A 16,503-nucleotide genomic window follows, 5' to 3' on the forward strand; every position below is an offset into this window, starting at 1 on the left:
TGCTTGCCAAAGTGCTGAATACTTCGCCTATGGTGCAATAAAAAAGAAAGAAAAGTGGAAGAAAATACATCTAAAAAAGATGATAAAAATATTTCTGATTTACAAGATAGAATAGAAAAAATAGAAAGTTATTTTAATAGAAGGAGGGGCCCTATTTTTCCAAGAAGATTTTGAGCATAAAAAATCCCCTTTTATATTTGACAAAATTTCAATAAGTGTATACAATTGGTTTTAAATAAATTACAAATAAAAGGGGATTAATATGAGATATATAATAAAGGGGAAAGAAGTTTATACTGATAATGAGATAATTAATAATGGTTGTGTAATCATAAAGGAAGGATTAATAGAAGATATATCCACAAAAGGATATGAAGATTCTATGATAATAGATATGGAGAAGTACAAGATATTACCTGGTCTTATAGACAGTCATATACATGGTGCCAATGGATACGACACTATGGACTGTACTTATAAGTCATTAAATGAGATTTCTAAATATTTAGCTAAAAATGGGGTAACATCTTTTTTACCTACAACAGTAACATCAAGCTTAGATAAAATAAAATTGGCCACTGAAAATATTGCATATAGCAAGGAAAAGGGGACAGAAGGAGCGGGCATCATAGGTTCATATATAGAGGGCCCATATATATCTCAGAAATATAAGGGAGCCCATCCTAAGGAATTTATAAGGGATATAAGTATTGAAGATATAAAGTTATTGTTAAAAAGCTCCAACGATACCATTAAAGTTGTGGCATTAGCACCAGAAAAAAAAGGAGCTTTAGAATTAATAGACCTATTAACTAGTAAGGGAATAAAGGTTTCATTAGGTCATAGTAATGGAACTTTTGACATTACTGAAAAGGCCATATCAAAGGGAGCTACAATAGGAGTACATATTTTTAACGGAATGAGGGGTCTTCATCATAGGGAACCGGGGATATTAGGTTCTATTTTAACTAATGAAAATATCTACGGAGAATTAATATCCGATACTATACATGTACATCCTAAAGCTATGGATATATTGATTAAATCTAAAGGAGCAGATAAGGTATATTTAATAAGTGATTGTATGATGGCAGGGGGGCTAGATGATGGAGAATACAACTTAGGAGAACTAAAAGTCACTGTAAAGGATTCTATGCCTAGACTCAGTAATGGAAGCTTAGCAGGAAGTACATTAAAACTTATAGATGGAGTAAAAAACATGGTGGAAATTTTGGGAATTAACCCCATAGATGCAGTAAATATGGGAAGTTTAATACCAGCTAGAGCTTTGGGGATAGAAGATAAATATGGTAGTATAACAAAAAATAAAAGGGCAGATATAACTATAATAGATGATAATTGGAATGTTGTTATGACAATCGTAGATGGAAAGGTAGTATATAAGAATACATAATAAAATCTAATATATTTTAATTATATAAATAATAGAAAGGAGTATTAAAATTATAAGCTAATATTAGCTTATAATTTTAATACTCCTTATTTTATATTTTAAGTTAAAAATCTATCGCTTTACATATATACCCCGTTCAAAAACTTCAGTAATTTCTTTGACATCAGAGGTTGTACTAAGTAGAAGCATAAGTTTAATTTTAGCTTTAGGTCCCGGTAAGTTAGGTCCAAATATAGCCCCTAGATCCTTTAAAGTTTTTCCTCCACCGGGATAACCATAGGAGTCTAAAACCCTTCCTTTAGGACATCTTGATACTATAACCACTGGGATATTATTATCTATGGCTCTCTTTATACCATTTAACATTTCTGGAGCAACATTACCCCGTCCGAAAGCTTCAATAACCAGACCTTTAGCACCATTATCTATAGAAAAATTAATTAAATCCGAATTCATACCAGCAGTACATTTTAATAAAACAACGTTTGGTTCTATTTTTTTAGTATTAATGTGATCATGGGTAGTTATATCTCTATAAAATATTACTTCGTCATTATCCACTACACCTAAAGGACCAAATTGAGGGGATTTAAATGTATCCACCGTTAAAGTATTAGTTTTAATGGCCTCAGATGCAGCATTAACCTCGTTATTCATAACTACTAATACACCTTTATTTCTTGCATTTTTAGATGATGCAGTGGAAATTGCTGCAGAAAGATTACTAGGACCATCATAACCTAATTCCGAACTATTTCTCATGGCACCTACTACTACTATTGGTTTTTCACTTTTTACAGTTAGATCTAGTAGATAAGCTGTCTCTTCCAACGTATCAGTACCATGGGTAACAACAACCCCTGTAATATCATCCCTTGAAATGGTTTTCCTAACCAGCAAAGATAATTCCATCATTTTTTCTGGAGTCATATGGGGGCCAGGAAGTTTTCCGTAGTTTATTATTTCTATATCAGTAAATTTTTCAATATTTGATACCATTGCCATTATCTCTTCACTTGATAGTGCAGGGATAGCAGCATTTATTCTAGGATCTACTTTCATTGATATGGTTCCGCCGGTAAAAATAACTGCTATTTTATTATCCAAAATTAAGACCTCCTATTCAATATAAAAAATTTTCGATTTTTCACCACTTTTAATTGTACCATATATCTTATACAAATACACTGAAAATGAGGTTAAGAATAATTAATATATGATATAAGTTATATAGAAAAAAGCACAAAAAAAGGACAAGAAAGAAACGGTCTTTCTTGTCCATCCTAATAAGGATACAAAGTATCGTTCAAAAGGGGTATTAGGAATAGAGATCATAAATTTGAGGTTAATAGTGGGATAACCACATCTTTATTATAGCAAAATACGACAAAATACGCAAGGGTTTTTGTGAAAAAATATCATAAAATGTCGAAATGATATTTTGTGAACCAAATAAATTAAATAATCTTAAATTATCACTAGCCATTTTCAACTAAAATGAGTACAGGGAAATTCATTTCTTGATATGCCGATTTAGAAAAATAGATGTAGTATAAAAATAAAATTATTACAAATAGTGATTATAATATAAAAGAAACTTTTAAGATTAGACTTTTTTATATATAATTAAGTTAATGTGTCATTTATTTTAAATATATGGGCTGAGGAGGCATTTAAAATGGATTTATCGGTAAAAAAAGCAATTGAGAATTTATCTGCCAATGGATTTAATACCAGATTTTTTGATAATATGTATGAGTTAAAGGCTCAACTACTGAATGAAATTTCAAGCAAGGATACAATTGGTATTGGGGGGTCTATGACAGTTTATAATATGGGATTACATAATGATTTAATAAATAGGGGAAATGATGTATATTGGCATTGGCTTGTAGACCCTGAGAGAAGAAATGATATAAGAAATAAGGCTAAAGAAGCTAATATATATATATCAAGTAGTAATGCTATTACAGAAGATGGAAAGTTAATAAATATAGATGGAGTGGGAAATAGGGTAGCTTCTATGTTTTATGGACATGATAATATATATATAATTGCCGGTGTAAATAAGATAGTTAAAGATTATAATAGTGGTATAGATAGAATTAAAAATATAGCCTGTCCTAAAAATGCTGAAAGGTTAAACCTAGATACACCATGTAGACATACAGGAATATGTAACGATTGTAGAGCAAAGGATAGGATGTGTAGAGTAACAGTGACTATTGATAAAAATCCCATGGGTGGAAATATCAATGTTTACTTAATAAATGAAGAGCTAGGATATTAGAAGAGGTGATTTTATGGAAGTATATTTAGATAATAGTGCCACTACTAAACCAAGAAAAGAAGTGATTGATTCAATAAATTATATGTTAAATGAAGCCTATGGAAATCCTTCATCCCTTCATAGAATGGGATTAGAAGCTGAAAAAAAAATAAATGAAAGTAGAAATATTATATCCAAGTTTTTAAAAGTAAATTCAGAGGAGATATATTTTACGTCAAGTGGGACAGAAAGTAATAATATGGCAATACAAGGGTTGGTTAATAGATACTTAAAAAGAGGGAAACATATTATTACTACTAAAATAGAACATTCATCGATACTGAATATTTTTAAATATTATGAAGGTATGGGTTTTAAAGTAACATATATAGATGTAAATGAAGATGGATTAATAAATTTACAACAATTGCAGGATGCCATTGCAGAGGATACCATTTTGGTATCAGTAATGATGGTTAATAATGAAGTGGGTACTATACAGCCTATAAAAAAGATAAAAGACATAATAAATAAATATAATAAAAATATTAAATTACATGTAGATGGAATACAAGCAGTTGGGAAAATACCAATTAACTTAAAAAAAATGGGTGTAGATACATTTTCATTTAGTGGACATAAAATCCATGGGCCTAAAGGAATTGCTGGGTTATATGTTAAAAAAGGTACTAACATCAATCCTATTGTATTTGGTGGAAAACAGGAAAAGGGATTAAGATCGGGAACAGAAAATACTCCTGGAATAGTTGGTATAGGAAAAGCTGTGGAAATGCTTAATGATAATTTTGAAAATGAGATAGAAAGTATCATTAATGTGAAAAAATATTTTATTAATGGGGTAAAAAATAATATAGAAGATATAAAAATAAATAGTTTCATAGATGAAAGGGGAGCTCCCCATATTTTGAGTATAACCTTCAAAGGAACTAGAGGAGAGGTTTTACTTCACTATTTAGAGAGACATAAAATTTATGTCTCAACTGCATCGGCATGTACATCAAATGATAAAGGAAAAAGTCATGTGCTGAAGGCATTGGGATTAAGGGATAATGAAATAGAAGGAACAATTAGATTTAGTTTTTCCTATTTAAATACAAAAAAGGAAATAGATTATGTTATAGAAAAGTTAAAGGATTCTGTAAAAGACATAAGAAAAATAATTAAGAGGTGATATATTTGGATAGAGTAGTAAGTGTAAGTTTTGGAGAGATAATATTAAAAGGTGCTAATAGATCATTTTTTGTTAACAAACTTATGAAACATATAAGAAGAGTAACTAGAGAGTTTGGTAGTCCAAGGGTATATAAAGGCCATGGTAAAGTTTTTATAGAAGTTAATGAAGAAAATATTGACGATATCGTAAATAGGGTTAAAAAGGTATTTGGCATTGTTTATGTGAGTCCTTGTTATAGGATAGGTAAAGAAGTAGAAGAAATAGAAAAGTATTCCCTATTGGCAACTAAAGAGGCCAAGAAAAACAGAGATATCAATACTTTTAAAGTAAAATGTAAAAGAGTAGATAAAAACTTTCCAATAAAGTCCATGGAAATGGCTAGAGAATTGGGAGGAAAGATATTAAATGAAATAGAGGATATAAGTGTAGATGTACATAACCCGGATTTATATGTTTATGTGGATATAAGAAGTGATTATTGTTATATATACACAGAAAGGGTTAAGGGATATGGAGGTTTACCCCTTGGGACCAATGGCAAAGGGTTATTATTACTTTCTGGAGGGATAGACAGTCCAGTGGCTGGATTTATGATAGCAAAAAGAGGTGTGGCTATAAATGCAATACACTATCATAGTTATCCCTTTACCAGTGAAAGGGCTGAAGAAAAGGTTAAAAAATTAGCAGAGATATTGTCTATATATTGTGGGGAATTTAATATTTATAGTGTTAATATATTAGATATTCAAAAAGAGATAAATGAAAAATGTCCCGAAGATGAGATGACAATATTATCAAGAAGATTTATGATGAAGATAGCTGAAAGGATAGCCAGGGAAAATGACATAGATGCCCTTATAACTGGAGAAAGCTTAGGTCAAGTGGCAAGTCAAACAATGAAAGGACTAAATGTTACAAATTCAGCTGTAGATATACCAATATTTAGACCCCTTATAGGTATGGATAAAACTGATATAATAGAAATATCTAGGGACATTGAAACCTATGAAACTTCAATTTTACCCTTTGAAGATTGCTGTACTGTATTTTTACCTAAGCATCCTGTAACTAGACCTAGACTAGAAGATATAGAAGAATCAGAAAGATTATTAGATGTGGAAGGACTTATTGATAATGCAGTAAAGCAGATGGAGAAAATAACGGTGAAACCGTAGAATAAAGAATAGAGAATAAAGAATAGATAAGGTACAAAGTGGCCAGAGGCCACTTTATTTTTTTATATAATGAAATTTTACTACCGAAGGGAGTAAAATAACAATATCTATTCTCTATTCTCTATTCTTTATTATTTAACTAAAAATACCATTGACACATAACATTAACCTATGATAAAGTTTACAGATATTAAGAAAAAGTAACAAATAACAAAGAAATATGAATAAAAAGACATAAAGTGATAAGGAGGGATAATAGTGAAAAGAGAAGGTTTTGGATCAAAGTTTGGAGTCTTGGCAGCGGCAGCAGGTTCAGCAATAGGATTGGGTAATATATGGAAGTTTCCCTATATAGCAGGAGAAAATGGTGGTGCAGCATTTATATTTTTATACTTGTTTTTTATATTACTATTAGGTGTACCTTTAATGGTTTCAGAGCTTGTTATAGGTAGAAAGGGCCAATCCAACGTAGTAAGAGCATTTAAAAAATTAGCTCCTAATACAAAATGGCACTATACAGGAATACTGGGAGTATCAACAGCTTTCATTTTATTTTCTTTTTATTCTGCGGTGGCAGGCTGGATATTTGCATATGTAAGTAGATCCATATCTGGGGATTTAATATCAATATCACCAGATAAGTTGGGAAGTTATTTTAATGGTATAATAAGTTCTAATATAGAGCCTCTAATTTGGCAGTTTATAGTTATAGCCTTCACAGCTTTTATAGTTATAGCTGGAATTAAGAAAGGGGTAGAAAAATATAGTAAAATATTAATGCCTGTTTTATTTGGTCTTTTAGTAATATTGGCGGTACGTTCGGTAACACTAGAAGGAGCATCAAAGGGAATAGAATTTTTATTTAAACCTGACTTTGCTTCTTTGACTGGAAAGGGAATCTTAGAAGCATTGGGACATGCTTTTTTCTCATTAAGTTTAGGAATGGGTACCTTAGTGACCTATGGTAGTTATATAAATAAAAAGGAAAATCTACAGACAATGGCACTACAGATTACAATGGCAGATACACTTATAGCCTTGATAGCTGGATTAGTTATTTTTCCGGCAGTTTTTGCCTATGGATTTCAGCCAGATCAAGGACCAGAGCTCATATTTATAACTTTACCAGCTGTATTTAAAGAAATGCCACTAGGTGGAATATTTCAATCATTATTTTTTGTTTTAGTAGGTATCGCAGCATTAACATCCACTATTTCTTTATTGGAAATCATAGTATCCTATTTTACAGAAGAATATAAAATTTCTAGAAAAAAAGTGACGATAATAGTTTCATTTATAATATTTCTTTTGGGAATCCCAAACACATTATCTTTTGGAATTTTAGAAAATGTTAAATTATTTGATAAAACAATCTTTGATTTATTTAATTTTAGTGTATCAAATGTAATGTTACCTCTAGGAGGGCTATTGATAGCTTTATTTGTAGGTAAAGTTTGGGGAACGAAAAATGCTATTAATGAAGCAACCAATGATGGAAAAATTGATTTTCCATTGGCTAAAGGTTATACAATAATAATAAAATATATAGCTCCTGTGGCTATAATAATAATATTACTATATTCCACTGGAATATTATAAAAAACTATAGGGTACAAATTTGTACCCTATAGTTTTTTATATTTTTTGCTTATTCCATTTTTTTTAAAAGTTTGCATAAAAGTCGATATAACTAAATAATATATATTAAGGCTTGGACATATATGGATATAAATAATATTTTAGTGATATTGACAAAAAATATCAGTATGTTACAATTAAATTGACAGTTGTGTCAATAAAGGAGGGATCTATTTGCCTAAGATTGTAAATTATATAGAAAGAAAAGAAGAAATTGCCAAGGAATCAATAAAAGTTTTTATAGATAAGGGGTATTATGAAACAAAATTATCTGATATAGCTAATAAATGTGGAATAGGAAGGACTACGTTGTATCAGTATTTTAAGAATAAAGATGAAATATTTAAGTATGCAATAAATCATACTATTGATAGTATGAGAGATAGTTTTGAAAAAATATTAGAGAATTCTAATCTGACTTTTATAGAAAAAATAAAAAAAATTATATATAGTTTAGCAAAGGAATATAAGTATAACAATAGTATAATCATATTTATAGAATTGTGGCTTATATTAAAACGGGAAAATAAAACAATAGGGGAAGAAATACAAAACAGGTCATTGGAAATAAGAGAATTGTTTAAAGAGTTAGTTTCCCATGGGATAAAAGCTAATGAAATAATAAAAGTCGATTGTGATAGCATGGGGAATACATTATATGCATTGGTGGAATCTTTTGTACTTCAGTTATCATTAAATGATGATTTTAATATTGATGATCATTTAAATAATGTTGATATATTGATAGATGGATTAAGGAAATAATTTTTTTAAAATTTTATTGACATATATGTCGATAAAAATATTAATTATTAAAAAGAGGGGGATTAATATGAAGTCAGCTAAACAGCTTATTGGTTCAGTGATGTTAAAAGAGGGTTTAAAGTATTTAGAAAAGGATCCAATAAAGAATATACCCAAGTTAATGAATTGGGCAGATAGATTAATAACTGAGGAAAATCATAGGGAAACATTAGAGTCATTTAAGGAAATATGGGATAATCCCGATAATAATTGGCACAAATTTATAGAAAGATTATTTACTGAGATCCATCCCAACGTAAGGAACAAATTTATTATGAATTTTTTTATAAACTCAAGTGTACTAGGACTTCCTCTAGCTAAAAAATTAAAAAAGAAACATGATTGCAATATACCATGGGCAATACTAATGGATCCAACAGCTGCATGTAACTTAAAGTGTAAAGGTTGTTGGGCGGCAGAATATAATAAGACAGATTCTATGGATTATGAGCTATTAGATCGTATTATTACTGAAGGAAAAGAATTAGGGACATATATGTATATATACTCAGGTGGAGAACCGTTAGTGAGGAAAGATGATCTCATTAAACTAGCAAAGGAACATGATGATTGTATGTTTTTAGCCTTTACAAATGCCACCTTAGTTGATGAAGATTTTGCTAAAAAGTTACAAGATGTAGGGAACTTTGCTTTAGCAATAAGTGTAGAGGGATTTGAGAAATCTACTGATATGAGGCGAGGTGAAGGTACATATAATAAGGTTATGGATGCTATGAAGATACTTAGGGAATATGGCATAGGCTTTGGTTTTTCCACTTGTTATCATAGGGAAAATACAGAGGATATTGGTTCAGAAGAATATATAGACTTTATGGTAGAAAAAGGTTGTATGTTTGGCTGGTACTTTACATATATGCCCCTTGGTAAAGATGCAATTTTAGAGCTCTTAGCTAAGCCAGAGCAAAGAGAATTTATGTACCATAGGGTTAGAGAGATGAGAGAAGAGAAGCCTATATTTGTTATGGATTTTTGGAATGATGGTGAATATGTGGAGGGGTGCATAGCTGGAGGTAGAAATTATCTTCATATAAATGCCAGTGGAGATGTGGAGCCTTGTGCCTTTATACATTATTCTAATGTGAATATTAAGGATGTAAGTCTATTAGAGGCACTAAAATCTCCAATATTTAAAGAATACAAAAAGGGTCAACCATTTAATGATAATCATTTAAGACCATGTCCTTTATTGGATAATCCTGATAGGTTAAAAAAAATGGTAAATAAATCGGGGGCTAAGTCAACCCAACCTATAGATAAAGAATCGGTGGAGGAATTAACAGATAAGTGTCAAATGGTATCAAAAAACTGGGCTAAGAAAGCGGAAGTACTCTGGAAAGAAAGAGCTGAAAAGAAGAAAAAAATGAGATTATAGAATATTAAACAAGAACAAAGGTGCCAAAGGTGTCTTTGTTCTTTTATTATGTTTAAATAATCCCAAGCTACATATACTAAGGGATATAGAAACTAAAAAAAGTAATAAATGGTGGTTAAATATGAAAAGAAGAAAAATTATAAAAGAAGATTATCCAATAAAAGGTATAAAATTAAAATATCAATTGGAAGAAAATATCAAGATATTTAAGGATATATTTAAAAATGATAGCACCATTAAATTTAGACAAATTAAAAGTAAGTCCTGTAGCAAATTGAAGTGTTGTATTATATTTGCAGATGGTATGACTAATAGAGAAATAATAAATGACAGTATAGTCAGTCCAATAACCAATAGTACTATAAATCATATTACATCTTATAAAAATTTAATAGATATAATAATTGATGAAGGAATCATATCAGACCATGTAGAGAGATTAGAGAGTATAGAAAAACTAGTAGAGGCATTATTATCTGGGGATTCTATTTTATTATTTGATAAAGTTAATGAAGGTGTAACTGTAGATACTAAGGGATGGAAAACTAGAGCCTTAGATGAGCCTCCCACGGAAAGAATAGTTAGGGGACCTAGGGAAGGTTTTACAGAATCTATTGTTGTTAATACCTCTTTAATAAGACGAAGGATAAAAAATTCTGATTTGAGATTTGTTTTTAGAGAAATAGGAAAACGAACAAAAACTCAAGTGAGTATTTGCTACATAGAAGGGATAGCCAATGAAAAGATAGTGGAGGAGGTATTTAAAAGAATAGATAATATAGATATGGATAGTATATTGGAATCGGGATATATAGACGAATTAATTAGAGATGCTCCTTTTTCCCCTTTTAAAACTATTAATTATACAGAAAGACCAGATGTTGTTGCGGGAAAAATATTAGAGGGAAGAGTAGCTATACTATGCGATGGGACTCCTATAGTATTAACTTTACCTTTTTTGTTTATGGAATACTTTCAAGTAAATGAAGATTATTATTCTGGATATATTTTTTCCTCCATAAACAGACTTTTAAGATATTTAGCATTTTTTATCTCTACCAGTATACCAGCTATTTATGTGGCTCTTATAACCTCTCATCAAGAGATGATACCAACACCACTACTTTTAAGTATTAGTTCCGCTAGAGAGGGAGTTCCTTTTCCTACTATTTTTGAAGCATTAGTCATGTTATTGGTATTTGACTTAATAAGGGAGGGGGGATTAAGATTACCGGAACCTGTGGGAACAACTGTAAGTATAGTGGGCGCTTTAGTATTGGGAGAAGCAGCAGTATCGGCTAAAATAGTAAGTGCACCTATAGTTATAGTTACGGCAATAACAGGTATAACAACATTTCTTATATATAAAATGACAGGAGCCCTTATTATAATAAGAACGATATTTTTATTATTAACCGCTGTTTTAGGACTATACGGATATATATTTGGAGTTATAGGCGTGGTGATACACTTAATGTCCATAAGATCCTTCGGTATTCCATATATGATTAATGTAGGATCAATAAATAAGCAAGATTTAAAGGATACGGCCATAAGGGCACCTTGGTGGTTTATGTATTATAGACCCAAATTACTTTCTAGTAAAAATGCTATAAGAAGGCCCTATGCATACAAAAGGAGAAGTAAATAATATGAAAAGAAGTTTTAAAATATTTATTATTATGATATTAAATATAGCATTACTTTCCGGTTGCTGGAATTACAAAGAAATAAATGAACTCCAAATTGTTACGGGAATGGCTATAGATAAAGTTAATGATAAATATAAAGTGACTTTTGAAGTTATAAAACCAAAAACAGGTAAAGAAATGGATATAGAGCCAGCCTATATAACAATGACCGATGACACCATATTAAAAGCATCTAGAAAGGGTATTTTAAGGTCAGGTAAAAGTCTTTATTTTAGTCATACCAAAGTTGTTATCATAGATAGTAAGATTGCAAAGGAAGGTTTAATTCCAGCTTTAGACCTTATATCTAGGGATGCAGATGTACGTTCAGATATGTGGATATTAATTTCAACAAATACTAGGGCCAATGAAATACTTAAATCTATGAAGGATAGTAAAGAGATAGTATCATTTCATATAGATGATATGCTAAAATCACAAAAAAGCTTATCTATATACTATGCCATTGACTTATGGCATTTCTTAAATGATCTATCTGAAGAAGGGATATCTCCAATATTACCCTGTATAGGGGTCATTACTAGAGATGAAGAAGTAAAACCTGAAGTTATTGGTATAGATATTTTTAAGCAAGATAAAATGGTAGGATGTTTAAATGAAAGGGATAGTAGAAATCTATTATTTATTAAAAATAAAGTATACGGAGGTATAGTAGTAATACCTAAGGTTAACGGTATGGATACAAAAATTTCATTGGAAATATTCAGTAATAACACAAAAGTTAGGCCAGTTGTGAAAGAAGGAACTATATCTATGAAAATAGATGTAGAGATAGACAGTGGGATAGCTGAAATAGATGGAAGTTTAGATGTTATAAATGAAAAAGGTAGAAAGAAGCTAAAATTAGCATCTGAAAAATTAATTAAACGGGATATAGAAGAGACAATAAAAAAAATACAAAAACAATACGGTACTGATGTATTTGGATTTGGATTAAAGATAAAAAAGGAAAAGCCTAAGGTATGGAAGGAAATAAAGGATCAATGGGAGGAAATGTTTTCTAAACTTCCCGTGGAAATAGATGTAAAAGTCAATATTAAAAGTAGTGCTTTGACATCAAAACCTATTCAGGTTGGTGATTAAAATGATAACTGTATTAATTATATTGGGTTATGGACTATTGATAATGTTAGAGTTGCCTCCTTTAATAAAAAGAAAAAAGAAAAAAGAATTAGCCTTATATTCTGTAATGATGGGATGTGCATTTTTGATAAGTATTCTTTTAAGTGTAGGAGTAGAAATACCCAGTCCAGCCAAACCTATAGAAAAGATTGTTATGTCAATATTGGGAAGGTAATGAATATAGTATGAAGAGAGAAATTATTTCTGAGAAACAAGGGATATCAATGATTATATTATTTGTAGTGGGAATTTCAACTACTATAGTAATGGGACTTGAAGCAAAACAGGACCTATGGTTAGCCATACTCTTTGCTGTAATTATGTTAATTCCTTTACTAGTAATATACTCGAGACTACATAAACTTTTTCCTAAGAAAAATTTCTTTGATATAGTAGAAATATGCTTAGGAAGAGTTTTAGGTAGGTTTATAATTATATTATACATATGGTTTTCCTTTTATCTTGGGGTTTTAGTTTTAAGGGACTTTGGAGAATTTTATTTTACCATAGTATCAAGGGAAACTCCCATGATGGTCCCTATTATAATGATATCACTTTTAGTTATATGGATACTTAAAGAAGGTTTAGAAGTTTTAGGAAGATTTTCTCAATACTTCGCTATTGTTTTTGGTGTGTTTTTGTTTATAACTTTTTTATTATTAATTCCCGATATGGATATTAATAATTTAAAGCCAGTATTATATAACGGAATAAAACCAGTTCTAAACGGAGCTTTTTCGACTTTTGGTTTTCCCCTTGGGGAAATTGTTATATTCATGCTGCTCTTTTCATCTTTTAGTCAAAATGGTTCTCCATTAAAAGTATATATACTAGGGGGAGTTGTATCTGGAATTATAATATTATTTGCATCGGTAGCTAATATATTAGTAATAGGTGTTAAGATTGTTGAGGGGATGTATTTTCCATCATATGCTACAGCTTCAAGACTAAATATAGGAGATTTTCTAAGTAGGATAGAGATAGTAGTTGCTTTTATTTTTGTAATAGGAGGTTTTGTAAAATTAACCATATGCTTATTAGGTACATGCAATGGGATAAAAAAACTGTTTAATCTAAAGGACTATAGAATAATAGTAACACCAATTGTACTTTTACTTATAAATCTGTGTTATTTTATTTATGATGGTACCATAGAATTTTATGCATGGACTAAAGATGTATGGAGATACTATGCTTTTCCATTTCAGGTTATTATTCCTATTTTTGTCTATATAGTTGCAGAAATAAAGATAAGAGTATATAAAAAGAGAAAGAAGTCACTTAATTAAGTGGCTTTCAAAGTATTGATAAAGTAAGTAAAAAGTTCCCCCAGTCCACCGGAGGAACTTAAATATTAATTTGTACTATTTTCTTCTATTAAATTGATAATTAATAAATCCTGCTGTTATTATTAATAAACCACCTATTATAGCTAATTTGTCAGGTATCTCACTCCATATAAGTATTCCTATAACTGTTGAAAATATTATATTTGTATAAGTATATATCGCCAGTTCACCGGCCGGTGCATATCTATATGCATTGGTCATTAGAAATTGAGCTGCAGTTGCAAAGACACCTAAACCAAGAAGTCTTATTAATTCTAAACCGTTAGGAACTACAAAACTTCCAAAAGTTCCAGTAGCCATAAGAGGTATCATTAATACTGTTGAAAAGAATGTAAAGTATAAAACTATCGTTTCAGCAGCATCAGTGTGTCTTAGATGTCTTATAGTGGTATATGCAGATCCTGCAAACAATGCAGAAAGTAGAGCTATTAATGATGGCAATATGCTTGAGTTAAACTCTGGTTTTATAAGGAAGGCTGCACCACCTAAAGCTAATATTAAAGAGATAAGTTGGGGCTTCTTTATTTTCTCCTTTAAGAATATTGCTGACAAAACTAATACAAAAAAGGGAGAAAGTTTATTTAACATAACCGCATCTGCTAATTTTATATTGGATAAGGCATAAAAGTAGCACGCCACACCTAATAAACCAAATGTACTACGGAGTAATAATAAAGGCTTATTATTACCTAATAAAGGCTTCTTTTTTCGTCGTATCATAATGAATGCTACTATAAAGCCAAAAGCATTTCTAAAAAATATTTTTTCTGTAACAGGAATATTATTTAAAGACTTTACAGTAGCAGCCATAAATGCAAAAAATAAAGCTGATAATAGTATTAGAGTAATTCCCTTGGATTTGTTTTCCATTTTATACCTCCTAATAGTATAATTATTTCGATAAACAAAATAAATTATAACCTTTATATATATAATAGTCAAATTAAAGGAAAGGTTGAATAGATTATGGACATTTGGGTAATTATGAGTTAGATAGAGAAGATGGTTATATATAATTATGATTTTTAAAGGGAGGTTTTTTTATGTCAGAAAATATTAGAAAAGAGAGAGTAAAATTTGGAGGTAACCCTGTTTCATTAAGGGGCAAAGAAATAAAAGTAGGTGATGATGCACCTAATTTTAATGCTGTAAAACAAGATTTATCTCAGTTTGATTTTTATAATGATTCCAATGGTAAAATTAAGATAATAAGTGTAGTACCATCAATAGATACTGGAGTTTGCAGTTTACAAACAAGTAAGTTCAATGATGAAGCTACAAAGTTATCCGATGATATTGAAATAATTACAATAAGTGTTGACTTACCATTTGCTCAAAAAAGATATTGTGGTGCTGAAGGAATAGAAAATATACAGGTTGTATCTGATCATAAAGATTTAGATTTTGGAGAGAAATATGGTTTTGTTATAGATGAGTTTAGATTACTTAGTAGAGGTATTGTAATAGTTGATGGAAATAATAAAGTGAAATATGTTCAGTATGTTGACGAGGTAACAGAACATCCAGATTATGATACTGCTTTAGAAGAGGCAAAGAAACTGGTATAGTATTTATTAACATATATGTAGGGGATGAATATATTCATCCCCTACATATATGTAATTACTTTTATAAATCCTTTTCATTAATCTCCACTACCCTTTTATAAAGGGGATTATCTCCCATATTTTCACCCATATAATTTATAAACTTGTTTATATCATTACCTGCATATTCGGTTATTTTATCTGCAAGATGGTTGATAATATCTGGTTCTTCACATTCAGCTATAACCTGAAATAGTTCATTAATATTTTCTGCTAACAGTGAATCTTTGCTATTATCGTTAATCCTTATATTATTTCTAACCATTGTATTTAATGTATCACATAAAACCCATCCAGTTCCTTCTACAGCTTTAGTAAGATTGTAATGATGTTTAGGCATTTCATAATCCATAATAATCCTCCTTAACAAATTAAAATTTTATAATTTTAGTATTTGTATATTAAGGTTTTTTATTAATAATAAATAATATATTAAAAAAATAAGCCTAGAACTAATAGTTCTAGGCTTAAGGCATTCAGAAAAAAATAATAAGTCAGTATGCTAGTCTATTTTGCATCTTTGACTTATTATTTTCTTCCGAACACCTAAAGTTGAATCATAATGTTCTAATGTTTTAAATGAGATAAAAGGCACATTATCAAAAAGATAATTTGCTTTGAGTCATATCTTATCATTAGTGTATTAAAATGTCAAAGATAAGATGCTATTATATGAAATATATATTATAATATACTTAGTAGACCAGCTAGTAAAAGTCAAGAGTATTTAAGTGAAAAAATTTAAATTCTCTAATATTAAATTTATGCACGACAAAAAGACCTTTGAAAAACACGAACAATGGCCAAATTTAGGCTTTTAAAATT

General features: G+C 29.9%; 15 protein-coding genes. 12 read left to right on the forward strand and 3 right to left on the reverse strand.

Going from position 1 to position 16,503, the window contains the following annotated elements; genetic code table 11:
- Nucleotides 1-262 precede the first annotated feature (262 nt).
- Nucleotides 263-1,414, forward strand: coding sequence for an N-acetylglucosamine-6-phosphate deacetylase (nagA, locus tag V6137_RS18125; protein WP_425449385.1), 1,152 nt, complete (start codon nt 263-265; stop codon nt 1,412-1,414).
- Between the two features lie 111 nt (nt 1,415-1,525).
- Here nagA and V6137_RS18130 read toward each other — a convergent pair whose 3' ends face one another.
- The gene (locus tag V6137_RS18130; RefSeq protein ID WP_425449386.1) at nt 1,526-2,521 is read right to left on the reverse strand and encodes an asparaginase; all 996 of its coding nucleotides are present in this window, start codon (nt 2,519-2,521) and stop codon (nt 1,526-1,528) included.
- Between the two features lie 571 nt (nt 2,522-3,092).
- Here V6137_RS18130 and V6137_RS18135 point away from each other — a divergent pair.
- The 10 genes from V6137_RS18135 (at nt 3,093) to V6137_RS18180 (ending at nt 14,011) form a co-directional block, all read left to right on the forward strand.
- On the forward strand, nt 3,093-3,704 hold the full coding sequence (locus V6137_RS18135; RefSeq protein ID WP_425449387.1) for a lactate utilization protein: 612 nt from the start codon (nt 3,093-3,095) through the stop codon (nt 3,702-3,704).
- 13 nt (nt 3,705-3,717) lie between these two features.
- Complete coding sequence (locus V6137_RS18140; protein WP_425449388.1) at nt 3,718-4,875, forward strand: cysteine desulfurase family protein; 1,158 nt, start codon at nt 3,718-3,720, stop codon at nt 4,873-4,875.
- A 5-nt stretch (nt 4,876-4,880) separates the two neighbouring features.
- Nucleotides 4,881-6,053: a tRNA uracil 4-sulfurtransferase ThiI gene (thiI, locus tag V6137_RS18145; protein WP_425449389.1), complete on the forward strand. Its 1,173-nt coding sequence runs from the start codon at nt 4,881-4,883 to the stop codon at nt 6,051-6,053.
- Between the two features lie 258 nt (nt 6,054-6,311).
- Complete coding sequence (locus V6137_RS18150; RefSeq protein WP_425449390.1) at nt 6,312-7,652, forward strand: sodium-dependent transporter; 1,341 nt, start codon at nt 6,312-6,314, stop codon at nt 7,650-7,652.
- A gap of 213 nt (nt 7,653-7,865) precedes the next feature.
- On the forward strand, nt 7,866-8,456 hold the full coding sequence (locus V6137_RS18155) for a TetR/AcrR family transcriptional regulator (RefSeq protein WP_425449391.1): 591 nt from the start codon (nt 7,866-7,868) through the stop codon (nt 8,454-8,456).
- Between the two features lie 67 nt (nt 8,457-8,523).
- Complete coding sequence (locus V6137_RS18160) at nt 8,524-9,888, forward strand: radical SAM/SPASM domain-containing protein (RefSeq protein ID WP_425449392.1); 1,365 nt, start codon at nt 8,524-8,526, stop codon at nt 9,886-9,888.
- Nucleotides 9,889-10,009: 121 nt separating this feature from the next.
- Nucleotides 10,010-11,539 carry a spore germination protein gene (locus V6137_RS18165; RefSeq protein ID WP_425449393.1) on the forward strand — a complete coding sequence of 510 codons (1,530 nt, stop codon included), beginning with the start codon at nt 10,010-10,012 and terminating at the stop codon, nt 11,537-11,539.
- 1 nt (nt 11,540) lies between these two features.
- Nucleotides 11,541-12,683 (forward strand): Ger(x)C family spore germination protein, encoded by a 1,143-nt coding sequence (locus V6137_RS18170; protein ID WP_425449394.1) that lies wholly within the window; start codon nt 11,541-11,543, stop codon nt 12,681-12,683.
- Nucleotide 12,684: 1 nt separating this feature from the next.
- On the forward strand, nt 12,685-12,897 hold the full coding sequence (locus V6137_RS18175; protein ID WP_425449395.1) for a hypothetical protein: 213 nt from the start codon (nt 12,685-12,687) through the stop codon (nt 12,895-12,897).
- 10 nt (nt 12,898-12,907) lie between these two features.
- The gene (locus V6137_RS18180) at nt 12,908-14,011 is read left to right on the forward strand and encodes a GerAB/ArcD/ProY family transporter (protein ID WP_425449396.1); all 1,104 of its coding nucleotides are present in this window, start codon (nt 12,908-12,910) and stop codon (nt 14,009-14,011) included.
- Nucleotides 14,012-14,086: 75 nt separating this feature from the next.
- On the opposite strand, the gene V6137_RS18185 is transcribed toward V6137_RS18180, so the two are convergent.
- A complete protein-coding gene (locus V6137_RS18185) occupies nt 14,087-14,941 on the reverse strand; it encodes a DMT family transporter (RefSeq protein WP_425449397.1) in 855 nt (284 codons plus the stop codon).
- Nucleotides 14,942-15,114: 173 nt separating this feature from the next.
- On the opposite strand from V6137_RS18185, the gene tpx reads away from it, so the two are divergent.
- Nucleotides 15,115-15,639: a thiol peroxidase gene (gene tpx / locus V6137_RS18190; RefSeq protein WP_425449398.1), complete on the forward strand. Its 525-nt coding sequence runs from the start codon at nt 15,115-15,117 to the stop codon at nt 15,637-15,639.
- Between the two features lie 61 nt (nt 15,640-15,700).
- Here tpx and V6137_RS18195 read toward each other — a convergent pair whose 3' ends face one another.
- Nucleotides 15,701-16,030 carry a hypothetical protein gene (locus V6137_RS18195; protein ID WP_425449399.1) on the reverse strand — a complete coding sequence of 110 codons (330 nt, stop codon included), beginning with the start codon at nt 16,028-16,030 and terminating at the stop codon, nt 15,701-15,703.
- Nucleotides 16,031-16,503: the final 473 nt, after the last annotated feature.

Origin of the sequence: Dethiothermospora halolimnae (assembly GCF_037577855.1) — a bacterium.
GTDB classification, from domain to species: Bacteria; Bacillota; Clostridia; order Tissierellales; family VENL01; genus Dethiothermospora; species Dethiothermospora halolimnae.

Excerpts from the sequence above, each read along its gene's own strand:
- nagA (WP_425449385.1), top strand. The coding sequence starts at position 263 with ATGAGATATATAATAAAGGGGAAAGAAGTTTATACTGATAATGAGATA.
- V6137_RS18135 (WP_425449387.1), top strand. The coding sequence starts at position 3,093 with ATGGATTTATCGGTAAAAAAAGCAATTGAGAATTTATCTGCCAATGGA.
- V6137_RS18140 (WP_425449388.1), top strand. The coding sequence starts at position 3,718 with ATGGAAGTATATTTAGATAATAGTGCCACTACTAAACCAAGAAAAGAA.
- V6137_RS18160 (WP_425449392.1), top strand. The coding sequence starts at position 8,524 with ATGAAGTCAGCTAAACAGCTTATTGGTTCAGTGATGTTAAAAGAGGGT.
- V6137_RS18165 (WP_425449393.1), top strand. The coding sequence starts at position 10,010 with ATGAAAAGAAGAAAAATTATAAAAGAAGATTATCCAATAAAAGGTATA.
- V6137_RS18170 (WP_425449394.1), top strand. The coding sequence starts at position 11,541 with ATGAAAAGAAGTTTTAAAATATTTATTATTATGATATTAAATATAGCA.
- V6137_RS18175 (WP_425449395.1), top strand. The coding sequence starts at position 12,685 with ATGATAACTGTATTAATTATATTGGGTTATGGACTATTGATAATGTTA.
- V6137_RS18180 (WP_425449396.1), top strand. The coding sequence starts at position 12,908 with ATGAAGAGAGAAATTATTTCTGAGAAACAAGGGATATCAATGATTATA.
- V6137_RS18185 (WP_425449397.1), bottom strand. The coding sequence starts at position 14,941 with ATGGAAAACAAATCCAAGGGAATTACTCTAATACTATTATCAGCTTTA.
- tpx (WP_425449398.1), top strand. The coding sequence starts at position 15,115 with ATGTCAGAAAATATTAGAAAAGAGAGAGTAAAATTTGGAGGTAACCCT.
- V6137_RS18195 (WP_425449399.1), bottom strand. The coding sequence starts at position 16,030 with ATGGATTATGAAATGCCTAAACATCATTACAATCTTACTAAAGCTGTA.